At 67.3% G+C, this 26,374-nt stretch carries 29 protein-coding genes; 14 read left to right on the forward strand and 15 right to left on the reverse strand.

What is annotated here, in order from left to right:
• Window positions 1–2: 2 nt before the first annotated feature.
• The 4 genes from AC1RNC_RS13705 to AC1RNC_RS13720 form a co-directional block, all read right to left on the reverse strand.
• Window positions 3–215, reverse strand: coding sequence for a hypothetical protein (locus AC1RNC_RS13705; protein ID WP_492886955.1), 213 nt, complete (start codon window positions 213–215; stop codon window positions 3–5).
• A gap of 205 nt (window positions 216–420) precedes the next feature.
• The gene (locus AC1RNC_RS13710; RefSeq protein WP_492886956.1) at window positions 421–858 is read right to left on the reverse strand and encodes a DUF6491 family protein; all 438 of its coding nucleotides are present in this window, start codon (window positions 856–858) and stop codon (window positions 421–423) included.
• A 77-nt stretch (window positions 859–935) separates the two neighbouring features.
• Window positions 936–1,118 (reverse strand): DUF3606 domain-containing protein, encoded by a 183-nt coding sequence (locus AC1RNC_RS13715; protein ID WP_010918311.1) that lies wholly within the window; start codon window positions 1,116–1,118, stop codon window positions 936–938.
• Window positions 1,118–1,309, reverse strand: a complete 192-nt coding sequence (locus tag AC1RNC_RS13720) for a hypothetical protein (RefSeq protein WP_492886957.1) — start codon at window positions 1,307–1,309, stop codon at window positions 1,118–1,120. Before AC1RNC_RS13720 ends, AC1RNC_RS13715 begins: the two co-directional genes overlap by 1 nt.
• Window positions 1,310–2,426: 1,117 nt before the next feature.
• Here AC1RNC_RS13720 and AC1RNC_RS13725 point away from each other — a divergent pair.
• Window positions 2,427–2,768, forward strand: a complete 342-nt coding sequence (locus AC1RNC_RS13725) for a hypothetical protein (RefSeq protein ID WP_492886958.1) — start codon at window positions 2,427–2,429, stop codon at window positions 2,766–2,768.
• A 496-nt stretch (window positions 2,769–3,264) separates the two neighbouring features.
• Here AC1RNC_RS13725 and AC1RNC_RS13730 read toward each other — a convergent pair whose 3' ends face one another.
• Both AC1RNC_RS13730 and AC1RNC_RS13735 read right to left on the reverse strand, forming a co-directional pair.
• The gene (locus AC1RNC_RS13730) at window positions 3,265–4,704 is read right to left on the reverse strand and encodes an aldehyde dehydrogenase family protein (protein WP_492886959.1); all 1,440 of its coding nucleotides are present in this window, start codon (window positions 4,702–4,704) and stop codon (window positions 3,265–3,267) included.
• A gap of 89 nt (window positions 4,705–4,793) precedes the next feature.
• The gene (locus tag AC1RNC_RS13735; protein WP_492886960.1) at window positions 4,794–5,264 is read right to left on the reverse strand and encodes an NUDIX domain-containing protein; all 471 of its coding nucleotides are present in this window, start codon (window positions 5,262–5,264) and stop codon (window positions 4,794–4,796) included.
• 205 nt (window positions 5,265–5,469) lie between these two features.
• Between AC1RNC_RS13735 and AC1RNC_RS13740 the strand changes: the two genes are divergently transcribed.
• The 9 genes from AC1RNC_RS13740 to AC1RNC_RS13780 all read left to right on the forward strand — a co-directional run bounded on the left by AC1RNC_RS13740 (window position 5,470) and on the right by AC1RNC_RS13780 (window position 10,434).
• The gene (locus AC1RNC_RS13740; RefSeq protein WP_125157318.1) at window positions 5,470–5,550 is read left to right on the forward strand and encodes a hypothetical protein; all 81 of its coding nucleotides are present in this window, start codon (window positions 5,470–5,472) and stop codon (window positions 5,548–5,550) included.
• Window positions 5,551–5,553: 3 nt separating this feature from the next.
• Window positions 5,554–5,940 (forward strand): dihydroneopterin aldolase, encoded by a 387-nt coding sequence (locus AC1RNC_RS13745; RefSeq protein WP_492886961.1) that lies wholly within the window; start codon window positions 5,554–5,556, stop codon window positions 5,938–5,940.
• Window positions 5,937–6,707 (forward strand): SDR family oxidoreductase, encoded by a 771-nt coding sequence (locus AC1RNC_RS13750; RefSeq protein WP_492886962.1) that lies wholly within the window; start codon window positions 5,937–5,939, stop codon window positions 6,705–6,707. Before AC1RNC_RS13745 ends, AC1RNC_RS13750 begins: the two co-directional genes overlap by 4 nt.
• A 175-nt stretch (window positions 6,708–6,882) precedes the next feature.
• Complete coding sequence (locus AC1RNC_RS13755; RefSeq protein ID WP_492836787.1) at window positions 6,883–7,398, forward strand: 6-pyruvoyl trahydropterin synthase family protein; 516 nt, start codon at window positions 6,883–6,885, stop codon at window positions 7,396–7,398.
• Between the two features lie 14 nt (window positions 7,399–7,412).
• Window positions 7,413–7,835 (forward strand): dihydroneopterin aldolase, encoded by a 423-nt coding sequence (gene folB / locus AC1RNC_RS13760; RefSeq protein WP_492886963.1) that lies wholly within the window; start codon window positions 7,413–7,415, stop codon window positions 7,833–7,835.
• 3 nt (window positions 7,836–7,838) lie between these two features.
• Window positions 7,839–8,390: a hypothetical protein gene (locus tag AC1RNC_RS13765; RefSeq protein ID WP_492886964.1), complete on the forward strand. Its 552-nt coding sequence runs from the start codon at window positions 7,839–7,841 to the stop codon at window positions 8,388–8,390.
• 117 nt (window positions 8,391–8,507) lie between these two features.
• Window positions 8,508–8,882 carry a DUF4870 family protein gene (locus AC1RNC_RS13770; RefSeq protein WP_492836784.1) on the forward strand — a complete coding sequence of 125 codons (375 nt, stop codon included), beginning with the start codon at window positions 8,508–8,510 and terminating at the stop codon, window positions 8,880–8,882.
• Between the two features lie 4 nt (window positions 8,883–8,886).
• A complete protein-coding gene (locus tag AC1RNC_RS13775) occupies window positions 8,887–9,291 on the forward strand; it encodes a DUF4870 family protein (protein WP_492886965.1) in 405 nt (134 codons plus the stop codon).
• Window positions 9,292–9,465: 174 nt separating this feature from the next.
• Window positions 9,466–10,434: a tetratricopeptide repeat protein gene (locus AC1RNC_RS13780; RefSeq protein ID WP_492887224.1), complete on the forward strand. Its 969-nt coding sequence runs from the start codon at window positions 9,466–9,468 to the stop codon at window positions 10,432–10,434.
• Window positions 10,435–10,495: 61 nt separating this feature from the next.
• Here AC1RNC_RS13780 and AC1RNC_RS13785 read toward each other — a convergent pair whose 3' ends face one another.
• From AC1RNC_RS13785 to AC1RNC_RS13805, 5 genes are all read right to left on the reverse strand, one after another.
• A complete protein-coding gene (locus AC1RNC_RS13785; RefSeq protein ID WP_492886966.1) occupies window positions 10,496–11,902 on the reverse strand; it encodes a glycoside hydrolase family 30 protein in 1,407 nt (468 codons plus the stop codon).
• Entirely contained in the window at window positions 11,902–14,205 is a 2,304-nt protein-coding gene (locus AC1RNC_RS13790; RefSeq protein ID WP_492886967.1) for a beta-glucosidase family protein, read from the reverse strand. Before AC1RNC_RS13790 ends, AC1RNC_RS13785 begins: the two co-directional genes overlap by 1 nt.
• A gap of 22 nt (window positions 14,206–14,227) precedes the next feature.
• On the reverse strand, window positions 14,228–15,757 hold the full coding sequence (locus tag AC1RNC_RS13795; protein WP_492886968.1) for a tryptophan halogenase family protein: 1,530 nt from the start codon (window positions 15,755–15,757) through the stop codon (window positions 14,228–14,230).
• A 114-nt stretch (window positions 15,758–15,871) separates the two neighbouring features.
• The gene (locus AC1RNC_RS13800; RefSeq protein WP_492886969.1) at window positions 15,872–18,724 is read right to left on the reverse strand and encodes a TonB-dependent receptor; all 2,853 of its coding nucleotides are present in this window, start codon (window positions 18,722–18,724) and stop codon (window positions 15,872–15,874) included.
• A gap of 155 nt (window positions 18,725–18,879) precedes the next feature.
• The gene (locus AC1RNC_RS13805; protein WP_492886970.1) at window positions 18,880–19,920 is read right to left on the reverse strand and encodes a LacI family DNA-binding transcriptional regulator; all 1,041 of its coding nucleotides are present in this window, start codon (window positions 19,918–19,920) and stop codon (window positions 18,880–18,882) included.
• Between the two features lie 412 nt (window positions 19,921–20,332).
• Here AC1RNC_RS13805 and ahpC point away from each other — a divergent pair, with 412 nt between their 5' ends.
• Both ahpC and ahpF read left to right on the forward strand, forming a co-directional pair.
• Window positions 20,333–20,896, forward strand: coding sequence for an alkyl hydroperoxide reductase subunit C (gene ahpC / locus AC1RNC_RS13810; protein ID WP_099581443.1), 564 nt, complete (start codon window positions 20,333–20,335; stop codon window positions 20,894–20,896).
• Between the two features lie 142 nt (window positions 20,897–21,038).
• Complete coding sequence (ahpF, locus tag AC1RNC_RS13815; protein WP_492886971.1) at window positions 21,039–22,625, forward strand: alkyl hydroperoxide reductase subunit F; 1,587 nt, start codon at window positions 21,039–21,041, stop codon at window positions 22,623–22,625.
• 43 nt (window positions 22,626–22,668) lie between these two features.
• Here ahpF and AC1RNC_RS13820 read toward each other — a convergent pair whose 3' ends face one another.
• The 4 genes from AC1RNC_RS13820 to AC1RNC_RS13835 all read right to left on the reverse strand — a co-directional run bounded on the left by AC1RNC_RS13820 (window position 22,669) and on the right by AC1RNC_RS13835 (window position 25,075).
• Window positions 22,669–23,199 (reverse strand): helix-turn-helix transcriptional regulator, encoded by a 531-nt coding sequence (locus AC1RNC_RS13820; RefSeq protein ID WP_492886972.1) that lies wholly within the window; start codon window positions 23,197–23,199, stop codon window positions 22,669–22,671.
• 10 nt (window positions 23,200–23,209) lie between these two features.
• Window positions 23,210–23,833, reverse strand: coding sequence for a cytochrome b/b6 domain-containing protein (locus tag AC1RNC_RS13825; RefSeq protein WP_492886973.1), 624 nt, complete (start codon window positions 23,831–23,833; stop codon window positions 23,210–23,212).
• A complete protein-coding gene (locus AC1RNC_RS13830; RefSeq protein WP_492886974.1) occupies window positions 23,820–24,077 on the reverse strand; it encodes a hypothetical protein in 258 nt (85 codons plus the stop codon). The genes AC1RNC_RS13825 and AC1RNC_RS13830 overlap by 14 nt, the downstream gene beginning before the upstream one ends.
• Before the next feature lie 107 nt (window positions 24,078–24,184).
• Window positions 24,185–25,075, reverse strand: coding sequence for a branched-chain amino acid aminotransferase (locus tag AC1RNC_RS13835; protein WP_492886975.1), 891 nt, complete (start codon window positions 25,073–25,075; stop codon window positions 24,185–24,187).
• Window positions 25,076–25,155: 80 nt separating this feature from the next.
• Between AC1RNC_RS13835 and AC1RNC_RS13840 the strand changes: the two genes are divergently transcribed.
• Window positions 25,156–25,659 (forward strand): MarR family winged helix-turn-helix transcriptional regulator, encoded by a 504-nt coding sequence (locus AC1RNC_RS13840; RefSeq protein ID WP_492886976.1) that lies wholly within the window; start codon window positions 25,156–25,158, stop codon window positions 25,657–25,659.
• Between the two features lie 12 nt (window positions 25,660–25,671).
• Window positions 25,672–26,373 (forward strand): response regulator, encoded by a 702-nt coding sequence (locus AC1RNC_RS13845; protein ID WP_492836771.1) that lies wholly within the window; start codon window positions 25,672–25,674, stop codon window positions 26,371–26,373.
• Window position 26,374 lies beyond the last annotated feature (1 nt).

Here is a 26,374-nt window from a genome sequence, read left to right on the forward strand (position 1 = left end):
AGTCAGCGCCGCCCGCGCCGCGGGGGCTTGGCCGCCGCCTCGGCTCGCGTCACCTGGGCGCTGAACGTCTCCAGATCGACGCCGAAACGCCCGCCGCACGCTGGGCAATCCAGCACCGGCAGCACGCGCACGACCGCGATGGTCGCGTACGCGTGACCGCCGCAATGCGGACAGGGAAATTCGAGTTCTACGCCACCAACGTCCACGCCCGCCATGCCGGTCGCTCCGCTGAGCCTGATCTCAGGTCAGGAAGCAGACCATGCAAACGATGACATTTCTTTCGCGGCCGCGTGGCGAAACGCCGTGCGAGAGCCCCTTAGCTTCAGACGCGATCATCCGAAGCGTTTCAAGGGGTTCTAAGTGTTTGATTCTAGGGCCTGCCTATCCCGTTTCGATGACGCCATCCAAACGGGACAGGCTCTAGCGAACCGAGGCCTTCGACAGCGAGGCGCCTTCGCGGGCGGTGACGCGGCGCACGTCGGCGACGCGGCACAGCTGCGAGCCGGCGGCCGTGCGGGCGGTCAGCTCGGCGCGGTCGCCCGGGCAGACCACGTCGCTGCCGTCGGCGCGCAGCGAGATCTTCTGGGCCGCGTTCAGACCCGAGCAGTCGCCGGCCAGGCGCATCTGGTAGATGGCGCCGCCGCCGGCCGACTGGACGTACAGGGTGTTGGCGCCCGCGCGGTTGGCGCCGGCGATCATCTGGCCGTTGAAGCACTGCTTGGCGACCTGCGGCGGGGCGCGGTCGTTCGTGTAGCGCGCTTGCTGGGCCGCCCAGTCGAAGCGCTGACCTTCGTCAGCGAAGGCAGAAGCCGAAACCAGGGCCAGCGCAACGCCGGCAACCGCGAAAACCGCCTTCATGGTGGTGCTCCATATCGTCCTGAACCAGAAGCTTAGTTCAAGAACGCGGGTCCGGGAAGACTAGCTCTGTCGGGGTTTCAGCGCTTTTTCCCAAGCTCGGCGGCGATGTCCTTGGTCATCCGGCCGACCTTGCGGTGGGCGGCGGTGATCTGGTCGCGAGTGACGCCCCAGCGCTTCATCCAGTACTCGACGGCCTGGCGTTCGGTGAGATCCAGGCGGTCCTTGTCGATGAACCCGCGCTTGTCCTTGAGTCCGGCCATTATTTCTTCATCCAGGGTTTGGAGTCGCCCGCCGCGATGCGCGCGGACTGCTGTCGCTGAAACTTCCCGCCGCGCGGCGCCTTGGGCCGGGCGTCGAGCGCGGCCTGCTTGAGGCGCAGGGCGCGCTGCATCGGGGTCTCGTCGAGAGGCGCTTCGGGAGGCGCTTCGGGCGGCGGGGCGTGGGTTGTCATGGAGGAAGCCTAGCACATCTTGCGGCGGGCGCCGCCGCGGACACATCCGATCGGCTTCACGCGGCGCGGCCGCTGAAGGCGTGTGGGGAGGCGACGGAGCGGCCGGGCGAACCCGGAGACCGTAGGGTTTGTTTTTGTTTCGGCTCGCTGACCGCTCCGCCAGGCTGTTCTTGCCCGTGAGGTCGGGAGGCGTGAGCGTTATCTGCTCGGGTCCCCGTTTACCCCCGGACGGGCGCGGACCAAGTCGATCGGCTACATCCGTCTCGACCCCGACGATCCACGATAGGCGGCTTGTACGATCACCGCCCTGTCGCTCCGCTGATGGCTTTGGCCCCGGAGACTGCCCGTTCGCCAACCGATCCGCCTAAAGAGTACGGACGGGGCGACTTTCGAGCCTCCGGGAACCGCCAGCGGCCCCGCTCAACCTACCCCCGCCGCCGTTTTGGGCCGGATCCAAACGCCCTCCCCCGCGACGGGGACGCATTGAGTATCGCGGCGGATTCAACGCGGATCATTCAGCGGCGCGAAAAATCGACAAGCCATTGATTTCGCGGGGTCCAGCTTCGCCAACACCGGGGATACAGCGCCCTCAATCCCCTCTCTCTTAGAGAGAGGGAGGGGCCCACGCCCCTGGCGTGGGAGGGTGAGAGGCTACCCCCTCTCCGGACAAGGCGCTGACGAAACGCGCGGCGGAACGGTCCAGGCTTCTCCGGCCGACGGTGAAACCTCTCACCCTCCCACCGCTACGCGGCGGGCCCCTCCCTCTCTCCATGAGAGAGGGTTTCCGGTGCGCGCCCTCTTCCCGTCCACGCCGCCTTCCGCGCGGCAAGGGAGCCATCCTTACATCTCACGGCGAGACGATCGCCGGGCTGTCCAGGTCACTCAAGGACGACGCTACGCGTCGCCGCGCGCGGCCGCTCGGAGAGCGGTCCTTGACTGACCAGGCCAGTCCGGCACGCTGCAGCCTCCAAGAGATGCAAGGTTGGGTCCGCCCCTGGGAGGGGCGCTCATCTTACTTTCGCATCCCAGCTTTGCATCTACGGCGACCAGACGTTAAGCTTAACAAATGAGCTCACATCCAAACGCCTCGACCTTAGCAAAGGTACTTCAAGGCGTGATGTCCGCTAACTTCGGCCCCGGCGCCATTGGGCGAATTGGCACAATCGCAAAGGCTGCGCTTGTAGTTTTAGGTTTAATTGCGATCGTTTTCGCATTTATAAATATATACGTTTCTTGCGGTGCCATAGCCGCAATAATATTGATAACATTCTATTTTCTAAATCAGGCATTCATCTACGCCAATCGTTACCCAGAATTATCTGCGATGGATGGCGCGCAAATCACTCGAGTATTGGCGCAACAATCCGCCATGAAACCTCTGGATGGAATTCCACCTCCACCGACCACTGTCGGGCAGCTGAGCCAAAACCCTCTAATCGAGCACCAGGGCGAGCTATGAGCTATCGCTACCTCCACGTCTCGATAGGGCCGGCCTATGGCTTTCTCAACCACGAAGGCATTCATCAAAGGATGAATGACCTTGCTTTGGATTGGTTGAATTACAACACGACGTGTTGGGTCATGTGGACCAACAAGTCCTCAATAACCGTATCCGAAATGCTGCGAAGCCACCTGAACCCAGCCGACCAAATAATTGTGTTCGGACTCAGCAGTAGTGATGTGCCTGCAGGTTCGATGCCGAAATGGATTTGGGACTGGATAAATCGACCGCGCGACCCTGCAACAGGCGCGATACTAACTCCAACCCTACCCGCCCCAGAAGCAAAGAACCTATTTGCGAACGCTTTGCTTAGTCCACCGTCCGGACCGCTCACCGGCGCCAATTCTTTGGCTTCATATCTTCCACCAAAATCCAAATGAACAGTATTGAGGGCATAGAAAAGGCGGAGCCTCGCAGCCCCGCCCTCTCCAAACTCACCTAATTCAGCGCAAGCCTACTCCGCCGCCGCCTTCGCCGAGTAACCCAGGATCGCCTTCGTCTCCAGGAACTCCCCGAACGCGTGGTCGCCCCACTCCCGCCCGTTGCCGCTCATCTTGTAGCCGCCGAACGGGGCCATCAGGTCGGGGCCGGCGCCGTTGAGGTTCACCTGGCCGGCGCGCAGCTTGCTGGCCACCTTGCGCACCGTCTCCAGGTCGCCGCCCGAGACATAGGCCGCCAGGCCATACTCGGTGTCGTTGCCGACGGTGACGGCTTCATCCACCGTGTCGTAGCCGAGGATCGACAGCACCGGGCCGAAGATCTCTTCCTTGGAGATCGTCATGTCGGGCTTCACATTGGCGAAGACGGTCGGCTTGACATAGTAGCCCTTGTCCAGGCCTTCCGGACGGCCGACGCCGCCGGTGACCAGGGTGGCGCCCTCGTCGATGCCCTTCTGGATCAGGCCCTGGATCTTGTTCCACTGGGTCTCGCTGACCACCGGGCCCATCTTGTGGTTGCCGTTCGGGTCGCCGACCGTGTGGCTCTCGGCGGCGGCCTTGGCGATGGCGATCACCTCGTCCATGCGCTTGCCCGGCACCAGCATCCGGGTCGGAGCGTTGCACGACTGGCCCGAGTTCATCATCACCGAGGCCACGCCGCCGCCCACCGCGCGGGCGAAGTCGGCGTCGTCGAGGATGATGTTGGGACTCTTGCCGCCCAGCTCCTGGTGGACGCGCTTGACAGTCGGGGCGGCGTTCTTGGCCACCTCGATACCGGCGCGGGTCGAGCCGGTGAACGAGACCATGTCGACTTCCGGATGGCTGGACAGGGCCGCGCCGACCGTGGGGCCGTCGCCGTTGACCAGGTTGAAGACGCCGTGCGGCACGCCGGCGGCGTGCAGGATCTCGGTCCAGATATAGGCGCTGAACGGCGCGATCTCCGACGGCTTCAGCACCATGGTGCAGCCGGTGGCCAGGGCCGGGGCGACCTTGCAAGCGATCTGGTTCACCGGCCAGTTCCACGGCGTGATGAAGGCGCAGACGCCGATCGGCTCCTTGACGATCCGGGTCGTGCCCCGGTCTTCCTCGAACTTGTAGTCCTTGAGTACGGCGACCGCCGTCTGGACGTGGCCGATGCCCATGGCGGCCTGGGCGCGCTGGGCCAGCCAGGCGGGAGCGCCCATCTCCTCGGTGATGGCTTTCGCCATGTCCTCGAAGCGCTTCTGATATTCGGCGATGACGCGCTCGAGCACGTCGATGCGTTCCTCGCGGCTGGTCTGCGACCAGCTGTCGAACGCCTTGCGGGCGGCGCGGACGGCGCGGTCGACATCGACCTCCGAACCCATCGAGATCACGCCGGCGACTTCTTCGTTGGCCGGGTTGATGACGTCGAGCGTCTTGGGCTGGGCCGGATCGACCCAGGCGCCGTCGATATAGAACTTGGTGTACTCGCGCATGCCGTTCTCCTGCCCTTGGATGTGGGATCCGCTCTGCGGGGCGGTTTCAAACAAGCATTTAATGTGATCGGCGTTCAGGTGGCTAGCCCTCACCACATCACATCTGCTTCCGCCCCACCCAGCGCCTCGGCGATCCGCCGCCGCGTGGCCTTGGTCGTGTCCTCCGGAAGGTCGTCGGGATCGAACCAGCCCACCGCGTGGATCTCGCCCTCGGCGTCCGAGGCGCAGGGCTCCCAGGCCTCGATACGGTAGAGCAGCACGTGGTCGCCGGGGTGCAAAACCTCGTTGCTATGGGCCGAGACCAGGCGCGGACGCGACAGGGCGCGCACGCCCGCCTCCTCCTGAAGCTCGCGGGCCACGGCGATCTCCGCCGTCTCGCCGCGCTCGACCCCGCCGCCGGGCAGGTACCAGCCCTTGATATAGGTGTGCTGGATCAGCAGGACCTTGCCGGCCTCGTCCGTGACCACCGCCCGCACGCCCAGGGTCAGCCCCCGGGTCACGCGGAAGAAGGCGTAGACCAGCGGGCGGGTGAAGGGTTCGATGCGACGGCGCCAGAGCATGAATCCTTGTAGCCATATCGCCGACCCAGAGGGACCGAAAACCTCGTCCTTCGACAAGCTCAGGATGAGGTTTCCTACTGAGCGGCCCAAAAGCAGCCCTCATCCTGAGGCCCGTCGAAGGACGAGGGCGGCCCCACCCTTGCGGTCAGCGGCGCCGGAGGCTAAAGCCGGCTCGATCTTTGTTTTCTCTTTCCGGAGCCGCGCCATGATCGCGATCGGTGTCATCGCCATTTTCCTGGCTGTCATCATGGGCCTGAACTTCTTCGAGTTCGGCCGCATCGACTAGGCGATGACGGGCCCCTTCGACTGGCGGACCGCCGCGCCGCATCAGGTTGCGGTGCTGGACGACGTCGAGGTTCTGGTCCGTTGCGGGCTGCACCCGTGGGAGCGCCATCCCGAGCGCCCCAACCGGCTGCGCGTCAGCGCGCGGCTGTATTCCCGGACCGAGTTCACCGGTCCGGGGACCTATATCGACTATGATCCGCTGCGCGCCCTGATCGTCGGCTGGCAGGGCCGCGACCATGTCGACCTGCTGGAAACCCTGCTGCAGGAGGCCGTCGACGCGGCCTTCCTCGACCCGCTGGTCGACGCCTGCTGGGTCCGCGTCGTCAAGCCGGAGATCTTCCCGGCAACCCGCGCGGCCGGCGTCGAGTGGTTCAAGGTCCGGCCGGCTTGACGACCGCCCCGCCAAAAGTCGCCCTGGTCACCGGCGCGGCGCGGCGCATCGGCGCCGTCCTGGCGCGGGCGCTGGCCGAGGCGGGCTATGCGGTCGCCCTGCACTATCGCCACTCCGCCGAGGACGCCCAGGCGCTGGCCGACGCCCTGACCGCCGACGGCCACGCGGTCGCGCTGTTCCAGGCCGATCTGTCGACCCCCGCTGCGGGCCAGGCCCTGGTCACCGCCGTCCGCGCCCGGTTCGGCCGGCTGGACCTGCTGGTCAACAACGCCTCGCTGTTCGAGTACGACACCTTCGAGACCCTGACGGCGGAGCGCTGGGACCGGCATATCGCCACCAACCTGACCGCGCCGGTCTTCCTGATCCACGCCTTCGCCACGGCCCTGGGCGAGGCCGAGACCGGCCTGGTGGTGAACCTGCTGGACCAGAAGGTGCTGCGGCCCAATCCCGACTACTTCTCCTACACCGCCGGCAAGCTGGGCCTGGCCGCCCTGACGCCGGTGCTGGCCCAGGCCCTGGCCCCGAAGGTGCGGGTCTGCGGCCTGTCGCCGGGCGTCACCCTGCCCTCGGGCAAGCAGACGCACGACGACTACGTCCGCGCCGCCCGCGCCACCCCGTCCGGCGTCAGCAGCACCCCAGCCGATCTGGCGCGCGCCCTGCTGTTCATCGTCGACACCCCGGCCTTCTCGGGCCAGACCCTGACCGTCGACGGCGGCGAGAGCCTGCTGGGCCGGGCGCGGGACGTGGCCTACGATCCAGACGTCTAGCGAGGCGGCGCTGAGCAACTATATTTTGCGCTGCACCTGCTGTTCATGATAAGGGCGCGGCCTCTCTGAAGCGCTCGACTATTCGTCACCGTCGTTTCGCCGAACCGCCCTTCCACATTTGACGCGTTCCGCGCCGCGCTTGGCCAACCCAGCGCAGCCGGTCCAGGTATTCCAGATGCTTAGCCTCGAATTCAATCGCCGGTACTCCATGGCCCACCGGCTGTTGAGCGAACCGTCGTCCAAGTGCAAGACCCCGCACGGCCACGACGAATATGTGTTCATCCGCCTGCGCCCGGCCACGCGGCTGGACCTGGGCGGCTCGAACATGTCGGCCTCGTTCGAGCGGGCCAAGCGCGCCTGGCATGGCTGGATCGACAGCGCGGTGGACCACGCGTTCCAGGCCAATCTGGCCGACCCGCTGATCGGCTTCTTCCGCGAGCACGAGCCCGAGACCCTGGCGCGGGTCATGACCTTCGACGGCGACCCGACCACCGAGGCCCTGGCGATCGCCATGGCGCTGAAGGCCAAGGCTTTCCTCGCCATCGACGGCCTGTTCACGCTAGAGTCCCTCAGGATCCAGGAAACCCCGACCAACGCGGTCGGCCTGGACGCCACGGACATGGCCGGCCTCGCCGGTTGGGCGCCCGGTCAGTGGTGCCTGCGCGCGGACAACAGCATCAACGACTTCTAGCGAAACCGGATCGAATGGCCGCTCCCGCTTCCCTCGCCGACACCGCGCCCGCCGACGCTCCGGCCGACGCCCCCTTGGCGCGGATCATCGTCACCAAGGTCTTCGTCCGTGGCCTGAAGGTCGACGCCGAGATCGGCGTCTATGACCACGAGCACGGTCGCATGCAGCCGCTGGTCGTCGATGTCGAACTCGACGTGGCCGCCAGCCACTGCGAGCGCCTGGGCGACACGGTCAACTACGAGACCATCGGCGAGGCCGCCCGCGCCATCGCCGCCGAGGGCCATATCGACCTCGTGGAGACCTTCGCCGAGCGCCTGGCCCAGGCCTGCTTCACCGATCCGCGCGTCACCCGCGCGCGGGTGCGGGTCGAAAAGCCCCTGGCCCTGGCCCCGCACGCGGCCGCCGCCGGCGTCGAGATCACCGCCGTCCGGTCCTAGTCCATGGCGATCACCCACAGCGCCCGACTGGCCCCCTTCCAGCCCGAGACCATCTGGACCCTGGAGGCCGGCGCGCTGGTGGAGACGCGCGGCAAGGTCGAGCGCCGCTTTCCACTGTCCAGCCTGACCCGCTACAGCTTGGCTGTCGACAGGACCGGCGGCCGCCGGCGCAGCCTGCTGCTGACCTTCGGCCGGCGCCGCCTGAGCATCGCCTCGCAGAGCTATCTCGGCCCGGGCCAGTTCGAGGACCGGCTCTCCAGCTTCTCGACCCTGGCCCGCGCCATCGCCGCCGTCGGCGCGGATCTGGCGCCCCGCGCCCGCTTCGGCCTGGCGCGGTTCGAGGCGCGCGCCGCCCTGACCTGGATCATCGGCCTGACCGCCTTCGGCGCGGCGGCGATGCTGCTGTTCTCGCTCACGGCGGGCATGGCCTCGGTCGGCGTCGACATGGCCGCGCGGATGAGCTTCGTGCTGATCCTGCTGCTCGCCGTCCTGCCCTGGCTGAACCGAGGGACGCCGTTCGATCCCCACGACCCGCCTAGCGATCTTCTGCCTTGAGATCCGTGATGCGGGGGAGCGTCCGGGTTACGTCGCCTTCATGACGCCACCTTCATTTGCATCCCGCCGCGATCGGCGCGACGATTGAGCCAACGACGTTCTTCTAGGCTCAAGCTCGTGTCCGACCCCACCGCCATCGACCCCGCCGTCCCGCCGCGTCTGCAGGACGACAAGACCCTGCCCGGCGTCGTCTACGCCCTGCACATCGCCGGCGGCGTGACCGGCGGCCTCACCAGCCTGATCGGCGCGATCATCGCCTATATCAGCCGCAAGGACGCGCCCGAGTGGCTGGCCAGCCACTACGAGTTCCAGATCCGCACCTTCTGGCTGGCGCTCGGCTTCAGCGTCGTCGCCCTGCTGCTGACCCCGGTCGGGATCGGCGTCTTCCTGCTGCCCGCCATCGGCGTCTGGCTGGTCGTGCGCGGCGTCGTGGGCCTGTCGAACCTGCTGAAGGGCCAACCCTATCCCACGCCCAAGAACTGGATGCTGTAAGACCATGACCGACACCACCGCCGTCACCTCCCCCGCGGCCGAAGAGGACAAGGTCCTGCCGGCCGTCGTCTACGGCCTTTATCTGCTGGGCTTCACCAACGGCCTGACCTGGATCATCGGCCTGATCGTCGCCTATGCGAACCGCGACGCGGCCGGGCCGATCAACGAAAGCCATTACACCTTCGCCATCCGGACCTTCTGGCTGTCGATCGCCTGGTTCCTGATCGGCGGCGCGCTGATCTTCTTCGGCATCCCGATGCTGATCGTGCTGGTCGGCCTGCCGATGATCATCGCCGGCGGCCTCATTCTGGGGGCGGTCGGCCTGTGGTTCGTGGCCCGCTGCGTTGTCGGGATCTACTATCTGTCGCGCGGCGAGGCGTATCCGCGCCCGCGCGCGTGGCTGATTTAGAGGCGCCGTTCCCGCCGGGCGCCCGCTGAAGAGCCATCCGCTCGCCCCGCTTCCCCTGCCAGTTGAGACGGCTCGACGGAAGCGGGGCCATCGGATGACCTGTGCGGCCTGGCGGCTGGGACGCCCCGTTTTCGGGGTTGGCGCCCGTCTTGGGTGAACGTCTGGGGGGACGTGATGCTGGCGCGACTGGTTGGGATCATCTTGGGGCTGATCCTGGCGACGTCGGGATACGTGGTGGCGGGTTGGGGCTCGCTGGGGAACTGGGCCACGAATCTCGATCTCGGACCATTCGAGCCGCATCGGCCCGCCGTCGGTGTGGCGGCGGCGATGGTGGGCGGGGCGCTCATCGTCGCCGCCCTGCTTCCCCGCCGCAAACCGAAGAAGCGCGCCGCGCCGATGGCCTTTGGCCTGGAGCTGGGGGAGCCGCGGGCCCAGCCCGTCGTCGCGACGCCAACCTTAGCGCCTCCCGAGCCGGAGCCCGAGCCTGTGGCTCCGCCGGTCATGTCGGTGGCCCCGCCCGCGGCCACGCAGCCCGCGCCAGCGCCCCGCCCCGCGACGTTCGCCGAACTGCGCGGCCGCCTGGTCTCGTTCAGCCGCGACGGGTCCTGGCACGAGGCCGCCCGCGCCCTTTCGGCGATGAAGACCACCGCGCAAACCGACGAGGAACTGGCGATCGTCTACCGCGACCTCGGCGACTTCGCCCGCGCCCAGGGCCAGATGGACGACGCCGCCGAGGCCTATGACACCTCGGTTTCCTATGCTCGCCAGGTGCGCCAGACGCGAGGCAATGACGAGAGCGCCGAGCTGCTGGCCGGTTCGCTGTCGGGCGTCGGCGACGTGGCCGAGGCCGAGGGCCGCCTGGACGCCGCCCTCGCCGCCTTCGAGGAGGCCCTGGCCCTGCGACGCTCGCGCGGCGGCCGCGAGGCCGGCGACGCGGGCGCCCAGCGGGCGCTATCGGTGAACCTGGAACGTCTGGCCGACCTGCGCGAGGACCGGGGCCATCGCATGCGAGCGCTGGATCTCTACCGCGAGAGCTACGACATCGCCGGCCGCCTCGCCGCCGCCGACCCGGCGCGGTTCGGACCGGACCTTGCGGTGACGCGCGCGCGCCTGAACGAGCTAGAAGCCAAGATCTCGAGCTGAGCGTGGCAACCGAATGTGTGAGCGGTTTCGGCTGCCACGCTCTAGATGCTTGATATAGAGCCTACCAGGTAAAGGTCGTCGCCGCGCGCGCCGGGATGCTGGCCTTGAACCGCCGGCCGCCCTCAACGATGGCGAAATCCGCCGGCGTCTTGCCCGTGTTCAGCACCAGCAGCACCCGGCCGCCATCCCGGTTCTGGAACGCCACCGTACGCAGGTCGCCGACCTTTTCCGGCGAACCGATCCGCACCGCGCCGGGCTTCACGAAGCGGCTGGCCTGGCCAAAGGCGTAATATTCCTGGGTGCGGGTGATCGCGCCGCTCGTGCTGTCGATCGTCACCACCGGGCGGCAGTCGCCGCAGCCGCCGGCGTGGGGGCCGAACTTTTCGTCCAGGGCCAGGTTCCACATCAGCACGCCGCGCGCGCCCCGACGGGTGGAGCCGATGATCAGCTGCTCGACCATCCACGAGAAGCTGTCGTCGAACTTGGAAGCCCATTCGCCGCCCGAGCACTCGGTGAAGAAGACGTCCTTGTCCGGATGGGCCGCGCGCACCGTCTCCATAGCCTCGACCTGACCGGCGTAGCAGTGCCAGGCGACGCCGGCGACGAAGGCCCTGGCCTTGGCGTCGGCCAGAACGGTCAGCGGCTGCTGCGGCTGGTCCCAGTTGTGGTCCCAATCGAGCACCTTGGTCGCGATCTTCTCGCGCTTGAACACCGGGGCCAGGTTCTCGCCGAAGAACCTGGCGCGGTCGGCGGGGAGCCAGCGCATGCCCGGATAGTTGTCAGGCTCGAAGTCGGGCTCGTTCTGAATGCTGAGGTAGTCGGTGGGCACGCCCACCTTCCTGGTTTCCTTGATGTAGCGCGCGAAGAAGTCGGCATAGACCGGATAGGCTTCCGGCTTCAGCTGGCCCTTCACCAGGGAGCCGGTGGTCTTCATCCAGGCCGGAGCGCTCCACGGCGAAGCCATGACCTTCAGCTCGGGATTGATCTTCAGGGCCGCGCGCACGGTCGGGAAGACGTATTCCTGCGGCCTCTTCAGCGAGAAGTGCTGCAGCGTCGGATCGGCCGCGCCGTTCGGCGTTTCGTCCAGGCTGTAGTGGTCCAGCGAGAAGTCCGAGGCGCCGATCGTCACACGCGTGAAGCTGAAGCCAAGGCCGCCCTTGCCGCGTCCATAGAGCTCGCGCAGCAGACTGTCGCGCTGGGCTGGGGTCAGCTTGTTCTGGATCAGCCAGGCCGAGGCGTCGGTAATCGCCGCGCCGAAGCCGACCATGGTCTGGTGGCGCTCCTTCGCGTCGACCGCGACCACAGGCAGGCCAGCGACCGCATCGGCCGCCACCGCGACCGACGGCGCCTGGGCGGCCAGGAGCTGGCTCTTGTCGCCGGTGGTCGTCCAGCTGTGCAGCTTGGGCGCGGCGTGGGCGGGGGCCGCCGCGACGAGCGCGGCGGCGAGGGTGAGGGACAGAATACGCATCACGGCTTCCGCGACCAGGCCTTGAGGTTGGCCTTGCCGGTCAGGGCCATATCCCCGGCGTGGCTGCCGACATAGAGCGGATAGGTCCCGGCGGGGATCGTCCAGCCCGGCTTGGCGACATCGTAGTCGGCCAGCAGGCGCGGCTCGACGGTCAGGGTGACGCGCTTGGTCTGGCCCGGCGCCAGATCGACCTTCTCGAAGCCCGCCAGGCGAACCATCGACTTGCGCTTGCCCGCCGTGACGTAGAGCTGCGGGGTGTCGGCGCCGGCGACCTTGCCGGTGTTGGTGACGTCGAAGCTGACCTTCAGCCCCGCCGCGTCCTCGACCTTGAGGTTCTTGTAGGCGAAGGCCGTATAGGAGAGGCCATAGCCGAACGGATAGAGCGGCTGATGCTTCTCTTGGGCGTACCAGCGGTAACCGACGGCCGCGCCCTCGGGATACTGGACGGCGAAGCCCTTGATGCCATCGACCTTCTGGCCGGCGCGGCGGGCGTCGTCGATGGCCGCCTGCTCGGCGAAACCCGGCGCGCTGGCGCGAGGGGCCTGGTCGGCGGATTTCGGGAAGGTCATGGCCAGGCGGCCCGACGGATTGACCTCGCCGAACAACAGGCGGGCGATGGCCTGGCCGCCGCGCTGGCCGGGATACCAGGCCTGCAGCACCGCGCCGACGCGATCCAGCCACGGCATGGTCACCGGGCCGCCGGTCTCCAACACCACGATGGAATTCTTGTTGGCCGCCGCGACGGCGTCGATCAGGGCGTCCTGGTTCTCGGGCAGGGAGATCGACGGCGCGTCCTGCGCCTCGGTCTGCCAGTGCCAGGCGAAGACGATAGCGACGTCGGCGTCCTTGGCGGCGGCGGCCGCCGCGGCCGGGTCCTTGCCGTCGACATAGATCACTTCAGCGCCCGGCGCGGCGGCTTTGATCGCCTCCAGCGGCGAGGAGGCGTGCCAGGTGACCCGGACGAACGAGGCCGCCTCGCCGCCGTTCAGCGGGATCTCGACCGGCGCGCCGCCGACCGAGCGCACCTGCGACGAGCCGCCGCCCGAGATCACGCCGACATCGGCATGGGCGCCGATCAGCACGATCTTCTTGGCGGTCTTGGCCAGGGGCAGCAGGTTTCCCTCGTTCTTCAGCAGCACCGAGCCGCGCTCGGCCACGGCCTGGGCGACCTTGGCGTGGGCGTCGTAGTCGATGGGCTGGGCGGTCGTCGGAGTCGGGTTGTCCATCAGGCCCGAGGTGATCACCCCGTGCAGGATGCGGCGGACCATGTCGTCGACACGGGCCTGGCTGACCTCGCCCTTGGCCACGGCGGCCTTCAGGTCGTCACCGAAGAAGATCTGGGTGTCCAGCTCCTGGCCCGACTGCTGGTCGAGGCCGGCCAGGGCCGCCTTCACCGTGCTGTGCACCGCGCCCCAGTCGGACATCACGAAGCCCGGATAGTTCCAGTCGCGCTTGAGCACCTTGTTCAGCAGGAAGTCGTTCTGGCAGGCCCAGTCGCCATTAACCTTGTTGTAGGCGCACATGACCGAGGCGGGGTTGCTCTTTTCGATCGCGATCTGGAAGGCCAGCAGATCGCTTTCGCGCAGGTCGGCCTCGTCGATCTGGGCGTCCATCACGTGGCGGCCGGTCTCCTGGGCGTTCAGGGCGAAGTGCTTGATCGTCGAGACGATGTGGTTGGACTGCACGCCCTTGATCTGCTCGCCCGCCATCTCGCCGGCCAGCAGCGGGTCCTCGCCGAGATATTCGAAATTGCGGCCGGCCCACGGGTCGCGGGTCAAGTTGACGCCGCCGGCCAGCAGAACGTTGAAGGTCTTGGCGCGGGCCTCGGCGCCGATCATCGCGCCGCCGGCATAGGCCAGCTTGGGCTCGAAGGTCGAAGCCAGGGCCAGGCCCGATGGCAGGGCGGTGGCGACGTCGCCCTTGCGCTGCTCGACCTGGTTGGCCACGCCCAGGCTGGCGTCGCTTTCCCGCAAGGTCGGGATCTTCAGGCGCGGCACGCCCGGCACATAACCGGCCGACGGGATCATGTCGGCCGGCGCCGGCTTGGTGTTCGGCGGGAACAGGCCGTGCAGATACGTGATCTTCTCGTCCATCGTCATCTGCTTGACGAGGGCGTCGGCGCGGGCCCAGGCCGGGTCGTTGGCGCGCGGGGCCAGCGGGGCGCTGTCCTTGGTCGGCATGACCTGGGCGAGCGCCCCGGATCCAAAGGCCAGGGACATCGGTGTGAGGGCGAGCAACGCCACGGCGGCGGTGGTCCGGCACAGGATCCGCAGGGCGGATGAAGGCTGGGCGGCGGTCGTCATGGCGTTACTCCGTCGAAAACGTCTAGGGGACTGGAACAGGGGTCGCCGGCAGCGGCGGGGCCTGGCACGCGCGGGCCACGAACTCGGCGTGGCTGGGCATGACGTTCAGGCACTTGCCGATGACCGTCTGGATATTGCCGAGGTGGGTGGCGATGGCCTCGTCCGAGTGGACGCGGACCAGCGGATCGTAGCCGCGCGGGATCACGCCCTGGCCCAGGAACACCTGGATCCAGCTTTCCTCGGTGAACAGTTCGTCGTCCTCGCGGAACACCCGGCCGTTGGCGCGGAAGAGATCCATCTTCCGCTGCAGGGTGGCGGGCACTTCCATGTCGCGGCAGTGGCGCCAGAACGGCGTGTCGTCGCGCTCGGTGGCCTTGTAGTGCAGGATGATGAAGTCGCGGATGCGCTCGTATTCGAAGTCGCTCTGGCGATTGAACTCGTCGACATTGGCCGGGTCGAAGCCGCCATCGGGCAGCAGGCGGACCATGCGGATCACGGCCGACTGGATCAGGTGCAGGCTGGTCGACTCCAGGGGCTCCATGAAGCCGCTGGCCAGGCCGATCGAGACGCAGTTCTTGTTCCAGATCTTCTTGCGCTTGCCGGTCGTGAAACGGATGCGCAGCGGGTCGGCGCGCTGGGCGCCGTCCAGGTTCGCCAGCAGGACGCGCTCGGCCTCGTCGTCGTCGATATACTGGCTGGAATAGACATGGCCATTGCCGGTGCGGTGCTGCAGCGGGATCCGCCACTGCCAGCCGGCGTCGTGGGCCGTCGAGCGGGTATAGGGCGTGAAGTGGGCCGAGCGCTCGGTCGGCACGGCGATGGCCCGGTCGGCCGGCAGCCAGCGGGTCCAGTCCTCGTAACCGGTCTTCAGGGCCTGCTCGATGATCAGGCCCCGGAAGCCCGAGCAGTCGACGAACAGGTCGGCGGCGATGACCTCGCCGTCGTCCATGGTCACCGACTGGACGAAGCCGTCCTCGGGCCGCAGCGTGACGTCGACGATCTTGCCCTCGCGCCGCTGGACGCCGCGCGCCTGGGCGTAGGTCGACAGGTGCTTGGCGTAGAGGCCCGCGTCGAAGTGGAAGGCGTGGGCGATATGGCCGATCGGCGACTCGGCCATGTCGGCCCGGGCGCGCATGAACTTGTCCTGCCGCGCCATGGCGTTGTTGATCGACAGGGCGTCGAAGTCCGGGGCCTGGCCCAGCTCCCGCATCCGCAGCCAGTACTGGTGGACGCGCAGCCAGCCCAGGTCCTGGCCCAGCACGCCGAAGCCATGCAGGTAGCTCTCGCCCTTGCGGAACCAGTCGCGGAACTCGATGCCCAGCTTGAACGAGCCCTGCGTCTTGCGCAGGAAGTCGTCCTCGTCGAGGCCGAGCAGCTCGTTGAATTTCTTGATGGCGGGGATGGTCGCTTCCCCGACCCCGACGGTGCCGATCTGCTCGGACTCGATCAGCACGATCTCGTAGAGACCCTGGAACAGCCGCGAGCACAGCGCCGCCGTCATCCAACCCGCGGACCCGCCGCCGGCGATCAGTATCTTCTTGAGCGGTTGCAACCACCCGCCTCCCATTGAGCAAAGGTCGGGGACGCCTCAGGCGCCCCCGCCTCCGTTGGTTCTTGCCTGGCGAGCCCAAGCCGCAGGGGAGCGCGGCTCGGCTCAGCCTTCTGCTTAGAACCGATAGTTCACGCCGAACAGGATCTGACGGCCGTACTTCTCGTAGGTCTCCGGCAGCGAACCGCCGCTCTGGGTCTTGGTGCCGCCGTTATCCAGGCCGAGGCGCGTGCGGTACGGCGAGTCCGTCAGGTTGTTGACCTGCAACAGGAGCCCGAGGTTCTCCAGCGGGCCGTCGTTGAAGGTGTAGCCGATCTGAGCGTCCACCTGCTTGTCGGCCAGGATCTCGGTGAAGCCCCGGGTGGCGAACAGCTGCACCACTTCGCCCTTGAAGGCCGAGCGGTAGCGCTGGCTGATGCGCGCCTGGAAGCCGCCGCGCTCATAGTAGCCGGTGACGTTGTAGACCGTGCCCGACAGGCCCGGGATGCGGACCTCCTGGGTCGGATCGGGGTTGCTGGTCGGGTTCAGGTTCGACTTGGTCAGCGACAGGCTGCCCTGCAGGCCGAAGCCCTTCAGGATATCGGCGAACTGGCCGAACTCGACCGCGCCGCTGAACTCCACGCCCTTGACCGTGCCGCCGTTGCCGTTGGCCGGCAGGGTCATCTGGCCGATGTTGTTGATGATCGTCCCGGCCGGGATGTTGGCCCCCGCCGGCAGCGGGATCCCCGTGAAGTCGAACGTGCCCGACTGCTGGTAGATGTAGGTGTCGAGCTTCTTGTAGAAGCCGGCCACCGACACATAGGTCGCGGGGCTGACATACCACTCGTAGGCCAGGTCCGCGGCCTTGGCCATCCAGGGCTTCAGGTGCGGGTTGCCGCCCGAGGCCGACCAAGGATTGACCGTCGTGCCCGGACCGCAGGGCTGGCTGGAACAGACCAGGCCATTGAAGCCCGGGGTCACGTTGGCGCGCATGTCGTCCATGCGCGGACGGGCCATGGTCTTCGACAGGGCGAAGCGCAGGCGGTGGCCGCCGCCCAGGTCGTAGATCAGGTTCATGCTGGGCAGGACGTCGGTGTAGTCGTCCTTGGCGTTGATCTTGGTCGGGACGATCGGCTGGCCCGAGGCCAGGCCGTTGATCACGACGCCGCTCGACTCCTGCTTCTGCTTGACCACCTGGACGCCGACATTGCCGCGCAGGTCGCCGCTCTGGAAGTTGGCCTTGGCGAAGAAGGTCGTGACCTCCTCGGTGATGTCCCAGTTCTTGTCGTAGTAGTTTGCGTCCAGGATCGGGGAGGAGTTGTAGTACTTCTTCCAGACGTCGCCGATCTTGACGGACAGGACGTCGCCGAAGCCGGCGAAGCCGAGGTTGGTCGGCGAGACCAGATCGGCCTGGTCGACATAGACCTGCTGGCGACCGTTCTTCAGGAACAGGTCGTTGTCCGAGACGGTCTTGCCCTTGTCGCGCTTGGTGTAGTTCACGCCGCCCGACAGCTGGGTGATGAAACCGTCCATCTCGTGCTCGAGACGGATGTCGACGGCCTTGACGTCTTCCTTGACGTGCGGGTAGCGGATCGCGCCGTCGTGACCCCAGCCGCCCCACGGGGCGCGGTCGCCCAGGGTGACCTTGCTGGCGTCGGCATAGTTCAGGCCTTCGTCATATTGCGAGAACCCGTTGTCGGCGACCTTGAAGCCGATGGTGTCATAGGTGCGACCCACGTCCGCCGTCGACCCGGTGACCCCGCCCACGCCACGGCCGTAGCCGGCGTAGGTCTCCATGATCTGTTCCTTCCGCTTGTTCGACGAATAGGACAGGTCGGCGACCAGCTTGGTCTTTTCGGTCAGCTGGAATTCGTTGTTGAAGCCGGCCGAGAACAGCTGGTCCTGGCGGGTGTTGTAGTCGTTGCGCACGATCGGCACGCCGTGATTCAGCGTGCCGCCGGTGGCGAACTTCGAGCCGCCCATGTCGGCGGTCGTGACGTTCGAATAGGTCACGCCATCGGCGTAAGGGTTCGAGAACCACTGGGCGCCGCGCGTCGTCTCCTTCTGCTTGAAGGTCGAGTAGTACAGGTCCAGCGTCGAGTGAATCCTGTCGTTGGGCTGGTACTCGAAGATGCCGATGACCGCGTCGCGCTTGTTGTTGCGCGAGACGGCCATGATCTCCTGGCCGTTCAGCATCAGGGCGCCGTCGGCGCTGTCCGGCGAGGTCGATTCCGGCGGGAAGGCCTCGTAGCCATAGGCCTTGTAGCGCTTCACCTGCGAGGGCGAATCCAGGTGGGCGTAGCCCAGGGCCACGCCGATCGTGCCGTCGGCGAACTGGTTGATGTAGCTGGCGCTGAACCGGCCGCCCACGTTGTGGGAGTCTTCGTTCAGCTTCTTGCCCGAGGTCTTCTCGCCGCGCAGGTTCAAGGCCAGGACGCGCTTGCCGTATCCCAGCGGGCGCACGGTGCGCAGGTCGGCGGTGCCGGAAAGACCCATGCCGGAAACCTGGGCGTCCGGCGTCTTGTAGATCACGACGCTGGACAGCAGTTCCGACGGATACTGGTCGAACTCGACGGCGCGGTTGTCGCCGGAGCTGGCCTGCTGGCGGCCATTCAGCAGCGTGGTGGTGAAGTCGGGCGCGAGACCCCGGATCGAGATCACCTGGGCGCGGCCGTTGACGCGCTGGGCGGCCAACCCGGGAAGACGCGCGATCGACTCGGCGATCGATACGTCCGGCAGCTTGCCGATGTCCTCGGCCGAGACGGCCTCGACGATCGAGGTCTCGTTCTTCTTGATGTTGATCGAGTTCTGGATGCCGGCTCGGATGCCGGTCACGACGATCGCGTCGACCGTGTCGTCGGCTTCCGGGGCCGGAGCAGCCGCCTGCTGGGCAAAGGCCGAGCCGGCCAGGGCCAGCGTGATCGCGGCCGTGGAAGCGGTGACGTAAAATTTCTGGATGGACGGACGCGCGCCGCTCTTGCGGTTTATCATCTAGCTCTCCCCTCTGAAGCCGCTCCTGCGCGAAGCGACGGCCTTTTTTGTCGTGAGGCCAATCTTGGCCGTGGAAGCGCTTCCATGGAAGCGCTTCCACTAGCACGCCGGGAGACAACGTTGTCAAGATCGAAACCGGAAAGCGGGTACGGTCGCTAGCGCGCGGCCGTGGTCTGGCGGCGTACGACCGCGTGGTCCAACTGCTGGAAGACCGGCTCGGAGGCGCTGTTGGTTCCGGTCAGGCGGGCCACCAGCATCTCGACGGCGCGCTGGCCCAGCACCTTCACCGGCTGGTGCACGGTGGTCAGGGGCGGCCAGACGATGGCGGCGACGGGGGCGTCGTCGAAGCCGGTGATCGACAGGTCCCGAGGGATGCTGAGGCCCCGCGCGTGGGCGGCCGACAGGGCGCCGGCGGCCATGTCGTCATTGGCGCAGACCAGGGCGCTGGGGCTCAGCGGATGGTCCAGCAGCCCCGGCGCCAGGTGTGTGCCGGAGCGGAAGGTGAAGTCGCCGCGCGCCATGATCCAGGCGTCTTCGCCCAGACCCTGCTCGGCCAGGGCGCGCTCGAACCCCTTCATGCGTCGGTCCGCGGAAAGGTGGCCCTCCAGCCCGGCGATGAAGCCGAAGCGGCGATGGCCCAGGCTGAGCAGCTCGCGCGCCATGTCGTAGCCGCCGGCCTCGTCGTCGACTCCGACTCCGTCGGCGATCCCGCGCCCCGGTCCGCCGGGCGACACCGTCACCACCTTGCAGCCCTGAGCCAAGGCCGCCCGGATCAGCGAGACGTCGTCGCTGTAGGGGGGCGACAGGATCAGGCCCTCGCAGCGTTGGCTGGTGATCAGGTCCAGCACCCGCTTCTCGCGGTCGGGCGTCTGCTGCGGGACGTTCTGGACCAGCACCTGGTAGCCCAGGGTCAGGCAGGCGCGCAGGGCCCCCAGCTCCAGAGCGGATTCATAGTAGGAATTCGGATCGTTCTCGAGGTCCGAGGCGAAGACGAAGGCCAGCAGACGGCTGGCCCCGCCGGCCAGGCTGCGGGCCTGGGGATTGACCTTGTAGTCCAGCTGCTCGATGGCTCGCATGACCCGGGTCCGGACCTCGTCGCGGACATTGGGGCCGCCGTTCAGCACTCGAGACACCGTCACGCGCGCCACACCCGAAACGCGGGCGACGTCGTCGATGGTCGGTCTCTTGCCGGTCAAATCACACTCCACTGGATACGGGACCATGGTCGGGAAGCCCCGGTCACACAAGCGATAGGCGTTCCACAGGCAAGGGTTCGCGCGCAAGGGTTCGCACGAGATGGCTTAGCCGATCAATCAAATTGGTCTGACCAATATGAGGCATGACATGCCCGTCGCGGCGAAACGCAAGCGCGACGCGCCCTGACTCCATAAGTTTTTGCGACAAAGCAACGACGGGGCCGCGCCAGCGACCCATACTCGACATTCGATAATTCATCATTCGATCAACGAATGCTAAACATGCCAGCCAAACCCATTTCGCTTTTGCGAAATTGATAGATCCACTCTATCCCGTTGAGAAGTTTTATCAATTTGATCAATCGCGAGTCGGGCCTGTAACAGGGCTCATCTCTTCCAACTGGAGCGCCTCATGTCGCTGATCAACACCGAGATCAAACCCTTCACCGCCCAGGCCTACAAGGACGGCAAGTTCGTCACGGTCAGCGAAGCCGACACCAAGGGCAAGTGGTCGGTCTTCTTCTTCTACCCCGCTGACTTCACCTTCGTCTGCCCGACGGAGCTGGAAGACCTGGCCGACAACTACGACGTCTTCACCCGCCTGGGCGTCGAGATCTATTCGGTGTCGACCGACACGCACTTCTCGCACAAGGCCTGGCACGACAGCTCGCCGGCCATCGGCAAGATCAAGTACACGATGATCGGCGACCCGTCGGGCGTGGTGACCAACAACTTCGAAATCATGCGCCCGGGCGTCGGCCTGGCCGACCGCGGCACCTTCCTGGTCGACCCGCAAGGCGTGATCCAGTTCATGGAAGTCACCGCCGAAGGCATCGGCCGCAACGCCATCGAGCTGCTGCGCAAGATCAAGGCCGCCCAATACGTGGCCAGCCACCCGGGCGAAGTCTGCCCGGCCAAGTGGGAAGAGGGTGAAAAGACCCTGGCCCCGTCGCTCGACCTGGTCGGCAAGATCTAAAGCCTAAGAACTACTCGGACCGCCGGCCGTTCATTCGGACCGGTCGGCGGCCCGGCCCTTGATCGTACGCCGCGTTCGATCCTCCTCCCCCCGAAAATCGAACGCTACCTTTCTCTCCCCCTAGCCTTTTTGGGAGCGCGCCATGCTGGACGCCGGTCTGAAGACCCAGTTGACCACCTATCTGCAGAACCTGCGCCAGCCGATCGAACTGGTCGCCTCCCTCGCGGACGACGCCGGTTCGAAGGAGATGCTGGCCTTGCTGGAAGACGTCGCCGCGACGTCGGACAAGGTCACCCTGAACCTGTCGGGCGACGACGCCCGCAAGCCCTCCTTCGCCATCACCCGCGCCGCCGGTGACGCTTCGGTGCGTTTCGCCGGCCTGCCGCTGGGTCACGAGTTCACCTCGCTGGTGCTGGCCCTGCTGCATGTCGGCGGCCACCCGCCGCGCCTCGACGCCGAGGTCATCGAACGGATCAAGGCGCTGGACGGCGACTACCGCTTCGAGACCTATTTCTCGCAGTCCTGCCAGAACTGCCCCGACGTGGTGCAGGCGCTGAACACCATGAGCGCCCTGAACCCGCGCATCAGCCACGTCGCCATCGACGGCGCCCTGTTCAAGGAAGAGGTCGAGGCCCGCCAGGTCATGGCCGTGCCGACCATCCTGCTGAACGGCGAGGCCTTCGGCCAGGGCCGCATGGATGTCGAACAGATCCTGGCCAAGCTGGACACCGGCGCGGGCGACCGCATGGCCGAGAAGATCAAGACCAAGGACGCCTTCGACGTGCTGGTCATCGGCGGCGGCCCGGCCGGCGCGGCCGCGGCGGTCTACGCCGCCCGCAAGGGCATCCGGACTGGGGTCGCGGCCGAACGCTTCGGCGGTCAGGTGTTGGACACCATGGCCATCGAGAACTTCATCTCGGTCCCCCACACCGAGGGGCCGAAAATGGCCGCGGCGCTGGAGCAGCACGTCAAGGAATATGACGTCGACATCATGAACCTGCAGAAGGCCGTCGGTCTGGTTCCGGCCAAGACCCCGGGCGGCCTGATCGAGGTCAAGCTGGAGAACGGCGCCAGCCTGAAGTCGCGCACCGTCATCCTGTCGACCGGCGCCCGCTGGCGGAACGTCAACGTCCCCGGTGAAGCCGAGTATCGCAACAAGGGCGTGGCCTATTGCCCGCACTGCGACGGCCCGCTGTTCAAGGGCAAGCGCGTGGCGGTGATCGGCGGCGGCAACAGCGGCGTCGAGGCGGCCATCGACCTGGCCGGCATCGTCGCCCACGTGACGCTGATCGAGTTCGACAGCCAGTTGCGCGCCGACGCCGTGCTTCAACGGAAACTGGCCAGCCTGCCGAACGTCACCATCGTCACCTCGGCCATGACCACCGAGATCCATGGCGACGGCGGCAAGGTCTCGGGTCTGTCGTACAAGGACCGCAACCACGACAGCGTCCACCGCGTGGACCTGGAAGGCGTCTTCGTCCAGATCGGCCTGGTGCCCAACACCGAGTGGCTGAAGGACTCCGGCGTCGCCCTGACCAACCGCGGCGAGATCGAGGTCGACTATCGCGGCGAAACCTCGCTGCCCGGCGTCTTCGCCGCCGGCGACGCGACGGTCACGCCCTACAAGCAGATCATCATCGCCATGGGCGAAGGCGCGAAAGCCTCGCTGTCGGCCTTCGACTACCTGATCCGTCAGGTTCCGGCGAACGAGGAGGCGGAGGCGGCTTAAGCGCCGGCGCGGGCGGCGGCGGCGACCATGGCTACGGCTACGGCTAAGGGTCGCGACGCCGCTCGGTCGCGGCCCCCTCGCTCCCGGTGGTCTCCACCAGCTCCTCCATGAACAACGCCATCAGCGCGGATTGCGAGCGCACCCCGGCCTTGGCGTAGACCCGAGCCAGTTGGGCGCGCACCGTGCCGGCGGCCGCGCCGCGAAGGGCGGCGATCTCGGCGACGTCACAGCCCTTCAAGGCGAAGAGGGCGACATCCGCCTCGGCCCCGGTCAGCCGCCAATCGGAAAAGCGCAGGTGCGCGAGGTCGGCCAGGGCGCCCTTGGCCGCGGCCACCGCCGCCTCGTCCTGGCGCGCGCGCAGGACGAGCCAGCGCACCTGGGTCGCGCCGAACAGGACGCCGACCAGCAGGGCCAGCGCCGCGCCGCCCTCGGCCAGCAGGTGCGAACCCAGTCCGCCAGCGCGCAGATCGCCGGTGAAGTCGACCAGGAAGAAGATAGTCGCGGCCAGCTGCAGGATCACGATGACCGCGATCATCGTGATCCTGTGCTCAAGGGCTCGACGTCGATTGATCATCGCCAGAGACTTAGCGCCGCCCGGGAAGCATCGCCAAGACTATCCGCCGTCCGCTCCGCCGCGTTTCGAAGACGACGCCCGCGATGTGCAGGACGATCAGGCCGTAAAGCAGGTTCACCGCGGTCTCGTGGATCTCGGTCAACGGGCCCTCCTCGTGCTCTTCGCCGGCTTCCCCGGCCTCTTCGTGGTCATCCCCGTCACGATCGAGCGTCGCGACCACCGCGGCGGGTGGGGCGGCGGCGCGCTCCGGCGCGGCGGGGGCGCTGACCATCAGCACGCCGGTCACGACGATGACGGCCAGGACGCTCCAGATCGCATAGACCATCAGGGCGCCCAGCGGATTGTGCGAGGCGTGCTCGGTGCGTCGACCGGCGACGATCTCGCGGACATGCGCCAGGGCGCGGCCCGGGCTGGGCGGGAAGGCCGAAAATCGGGCCTCGGCCGGTCCGATGACGCCCCAGATCAGACGCAGGATCAGGGTGGCGGCCAGCGTATAGCCGACCCACAGGTGCGGGGCCGAACCCGCCTCGGTGATCAGACCGTTGGCGAGGACGGCGGCGACAACGGTCCAATGCGTCAGCTTGACCACCGGGTCCCAGCGGCGGGGCGCCGGCGTGGTCTCAGTCGCGGTCATGGCGGCGCTCCGCGTCATGCCTTTCGCCCCGCTCGGCGTCGTCACGCTCAACGGATTTGTGGCGAGCCTTGTGGCGGGCGTCGTCGTCCGGATCCTCGGCCTTGGCCGGCGCCGGCTTGGACGTGGCGGGGGCGAGCGAGACCACCTTGGCCCGAGGAAGCCTGGCCTCCTCCGCGAGGGCGGGGGCGGCCAGGGACAGGATCAGGAGGCTGGCGCCGAATATGGCGAACGAGGGTTTGGTCACTTGCGGTTCTCCCGTGCTTGAGACGAGAGAAGGCGTGCGCCGCGCCAGCCGGCGCGGCCATAGGCGGCAGGCTTACAGGCGCCGGATAAGCGCCTGCTTACAGGCCCTCAGGCCTCGGCCATCGCCCCGTCGCGCACCAGCGCCGCGTAGGTGTCCATCAGGTCCAGCGACAGCTTGCCGGGCGTGAACTTGAACTCGCCGATCTCCGAGACCGGGGTCACCTCGGCCGCGGTGCCGACGATGAAGCACTCGGTGAAGGTCGACAGCTCTTCCTTCTGGATGTGACGCTCGACGACCTCGATCCCCTTGCCGCGCGCGATGTCGATCACCGTGCGGCGGGTGATGCCGTCCAGGAAGCAGTCGGGCTTGGGGGTGTGCAGGGCGCCGTCCTTGACGAAGAAGACGTTCGCGCCCGTGGCTTCGGCCACATAGCCGCGATAGTCGAGCATCATCGCGTCGGCGTAACCATCCTTCTCGGCGGCGTGCTTGGAGATGGTGCAGATCATGTAGAGGCCGGCGGCCTTGGCCGCGACGGGGGCGGTCTTGGGGTCCGGACGCTGGTACTTGGCCCAGGTCAGGCGGATGCCCTTGGCCTTGGTCGCCGGGTCGAAGTAGCTGGGCCACTCCCAGACGGCGATGGCGACGTGGATCTTGGTCTGCTGCGCCGAAACACCGATCATTTCCGACCCGCGCCAGGCGATCGGGCGGACATAACAATCCTTGAGGTTATTCTTGGCCGCCGTCGCCTTGCAGGCCTCGTCGATCTCGGCCACCGTGTAAGGGATCTTGAAGTCGAGGATCTCCGCCGACTTGAACAGGCGCTCGGTATGCTCGGTCAGCTTGAAAATCTCGCCGCCGTACATCCGCTCGCCCTCGAACACGGACGAGGCGTAGTGAAGTCCGTGGGTCAGTACGTGCACCTTCGCCTCGCGCCAGGGAACGAACTGGCCGTCCAGCCAGATCCAACCGTCACGATCGTCGAAGGGAACCAGAGACATCGGTCCAAGACCTCCTTATTGGAAACCCGGCTCTTAGACGCCCCGAGGACGGGGGCGTCAAATAAAATGGACTCCTCGCGATGATAGCCCCGCTGCAGCCCGGTTCGGACGATCCCCGTCTGATCCTCCGCGAGGAGGAGCTGGACGGCGGGCTGGAACTGATCCTGCTGGCCGAGGCCTCGCTGTGGGCCGCCGTCGACACGGCGCTGGAGGCCGAGCCCCTGGGTCTGGGCCGCTCGCATTGGCGCGCGACCTTCCTGCTGCGCCGCCGGCCGGGCATTGGCGTGCAGGACCTCTCGAAGCTGACCAGCCTGTCCAAACAGGCCGCCAGCCGTACCCTCGCCGACCTGCAGAAGGCCGGCCTGGTCGAGCGCGGCGCGGGCGATCTGGACGGCCGTCGGCGTCCGGCGACCCTGACCCCCGAGGGCGTGGCCTTCGAGCAGCGCACCGCCGAGCGGCTGCGGGCGCTGCTGGCCCGCGCCTACCGCACCGGCGGTCTTGACGGCGTGGCCGGCGCGCGGCGGATCCTGGCGGCGCTGGCCGGCCCGCGCCAGGGCGTCGGCGCCCCCCGCCGTCAAACCTGATAGTGTTCCGCCATGAGTCCTGAAGAGCGCCGCGAGCGTCACATCCTGGTCGTCGACGACGACGACCGCCTGCGCAAGCTGATCAAGGAATTCCTGGGCCGCGCCGGCTTCCGGGTCACGGCCGCCTCGGACGCGGCCGGAGCCGACCGCCTGTTCGGCGCGCTGGACTTCGACCTGATGGTGCTTGACGTGATGATGCCCGGCGAGGACGGCTACGCCTTCACCAAGCGCCTGCGGTCCAAGGGCGGCGAAAGCGGTCGCACGCCGATCCTGATGCTGACCGCCCGCGACCAGACCGCTGACCGCATCGAAGGTCTGTCCAGCGGGGTCGACGACTATCTGGGCAAGCCGTTCGAGCCGCAGGAGCTGCTCCTTCGCATCGAGGCCATCCTGCGCCGCTCGTCGGCGCGCCCGGTGGGGCCCAAGGCGCTGCTGCTGGGCCGCTGCACGTTCGAGGCCGATCGCGGCGAACTGACCTGTGACGGCGAGGTCGTGCGCCTGACCGAGGCCGAGGTCACCCTGCTGCGCCGCCTGGCCCGCTCGGCTCACGAGCCGGTCGACCGCCTGGAGCTGGCTCGCGACACCGCCGACGCCACCGGCCGCGCGGTCGACGTCCAGGTCACCCGCCTGCGCCGCAAGATCGAGCCGGATCCGAAGAACCCGCGCTACCTCCAGACCGTGCGCGGCGTCGGCTATCGGCTGGCTCCGGACTGAT

It is taken from the genome of Caulobacter sp. GW822-FHT01G02 (assembly GCF_058802865.1).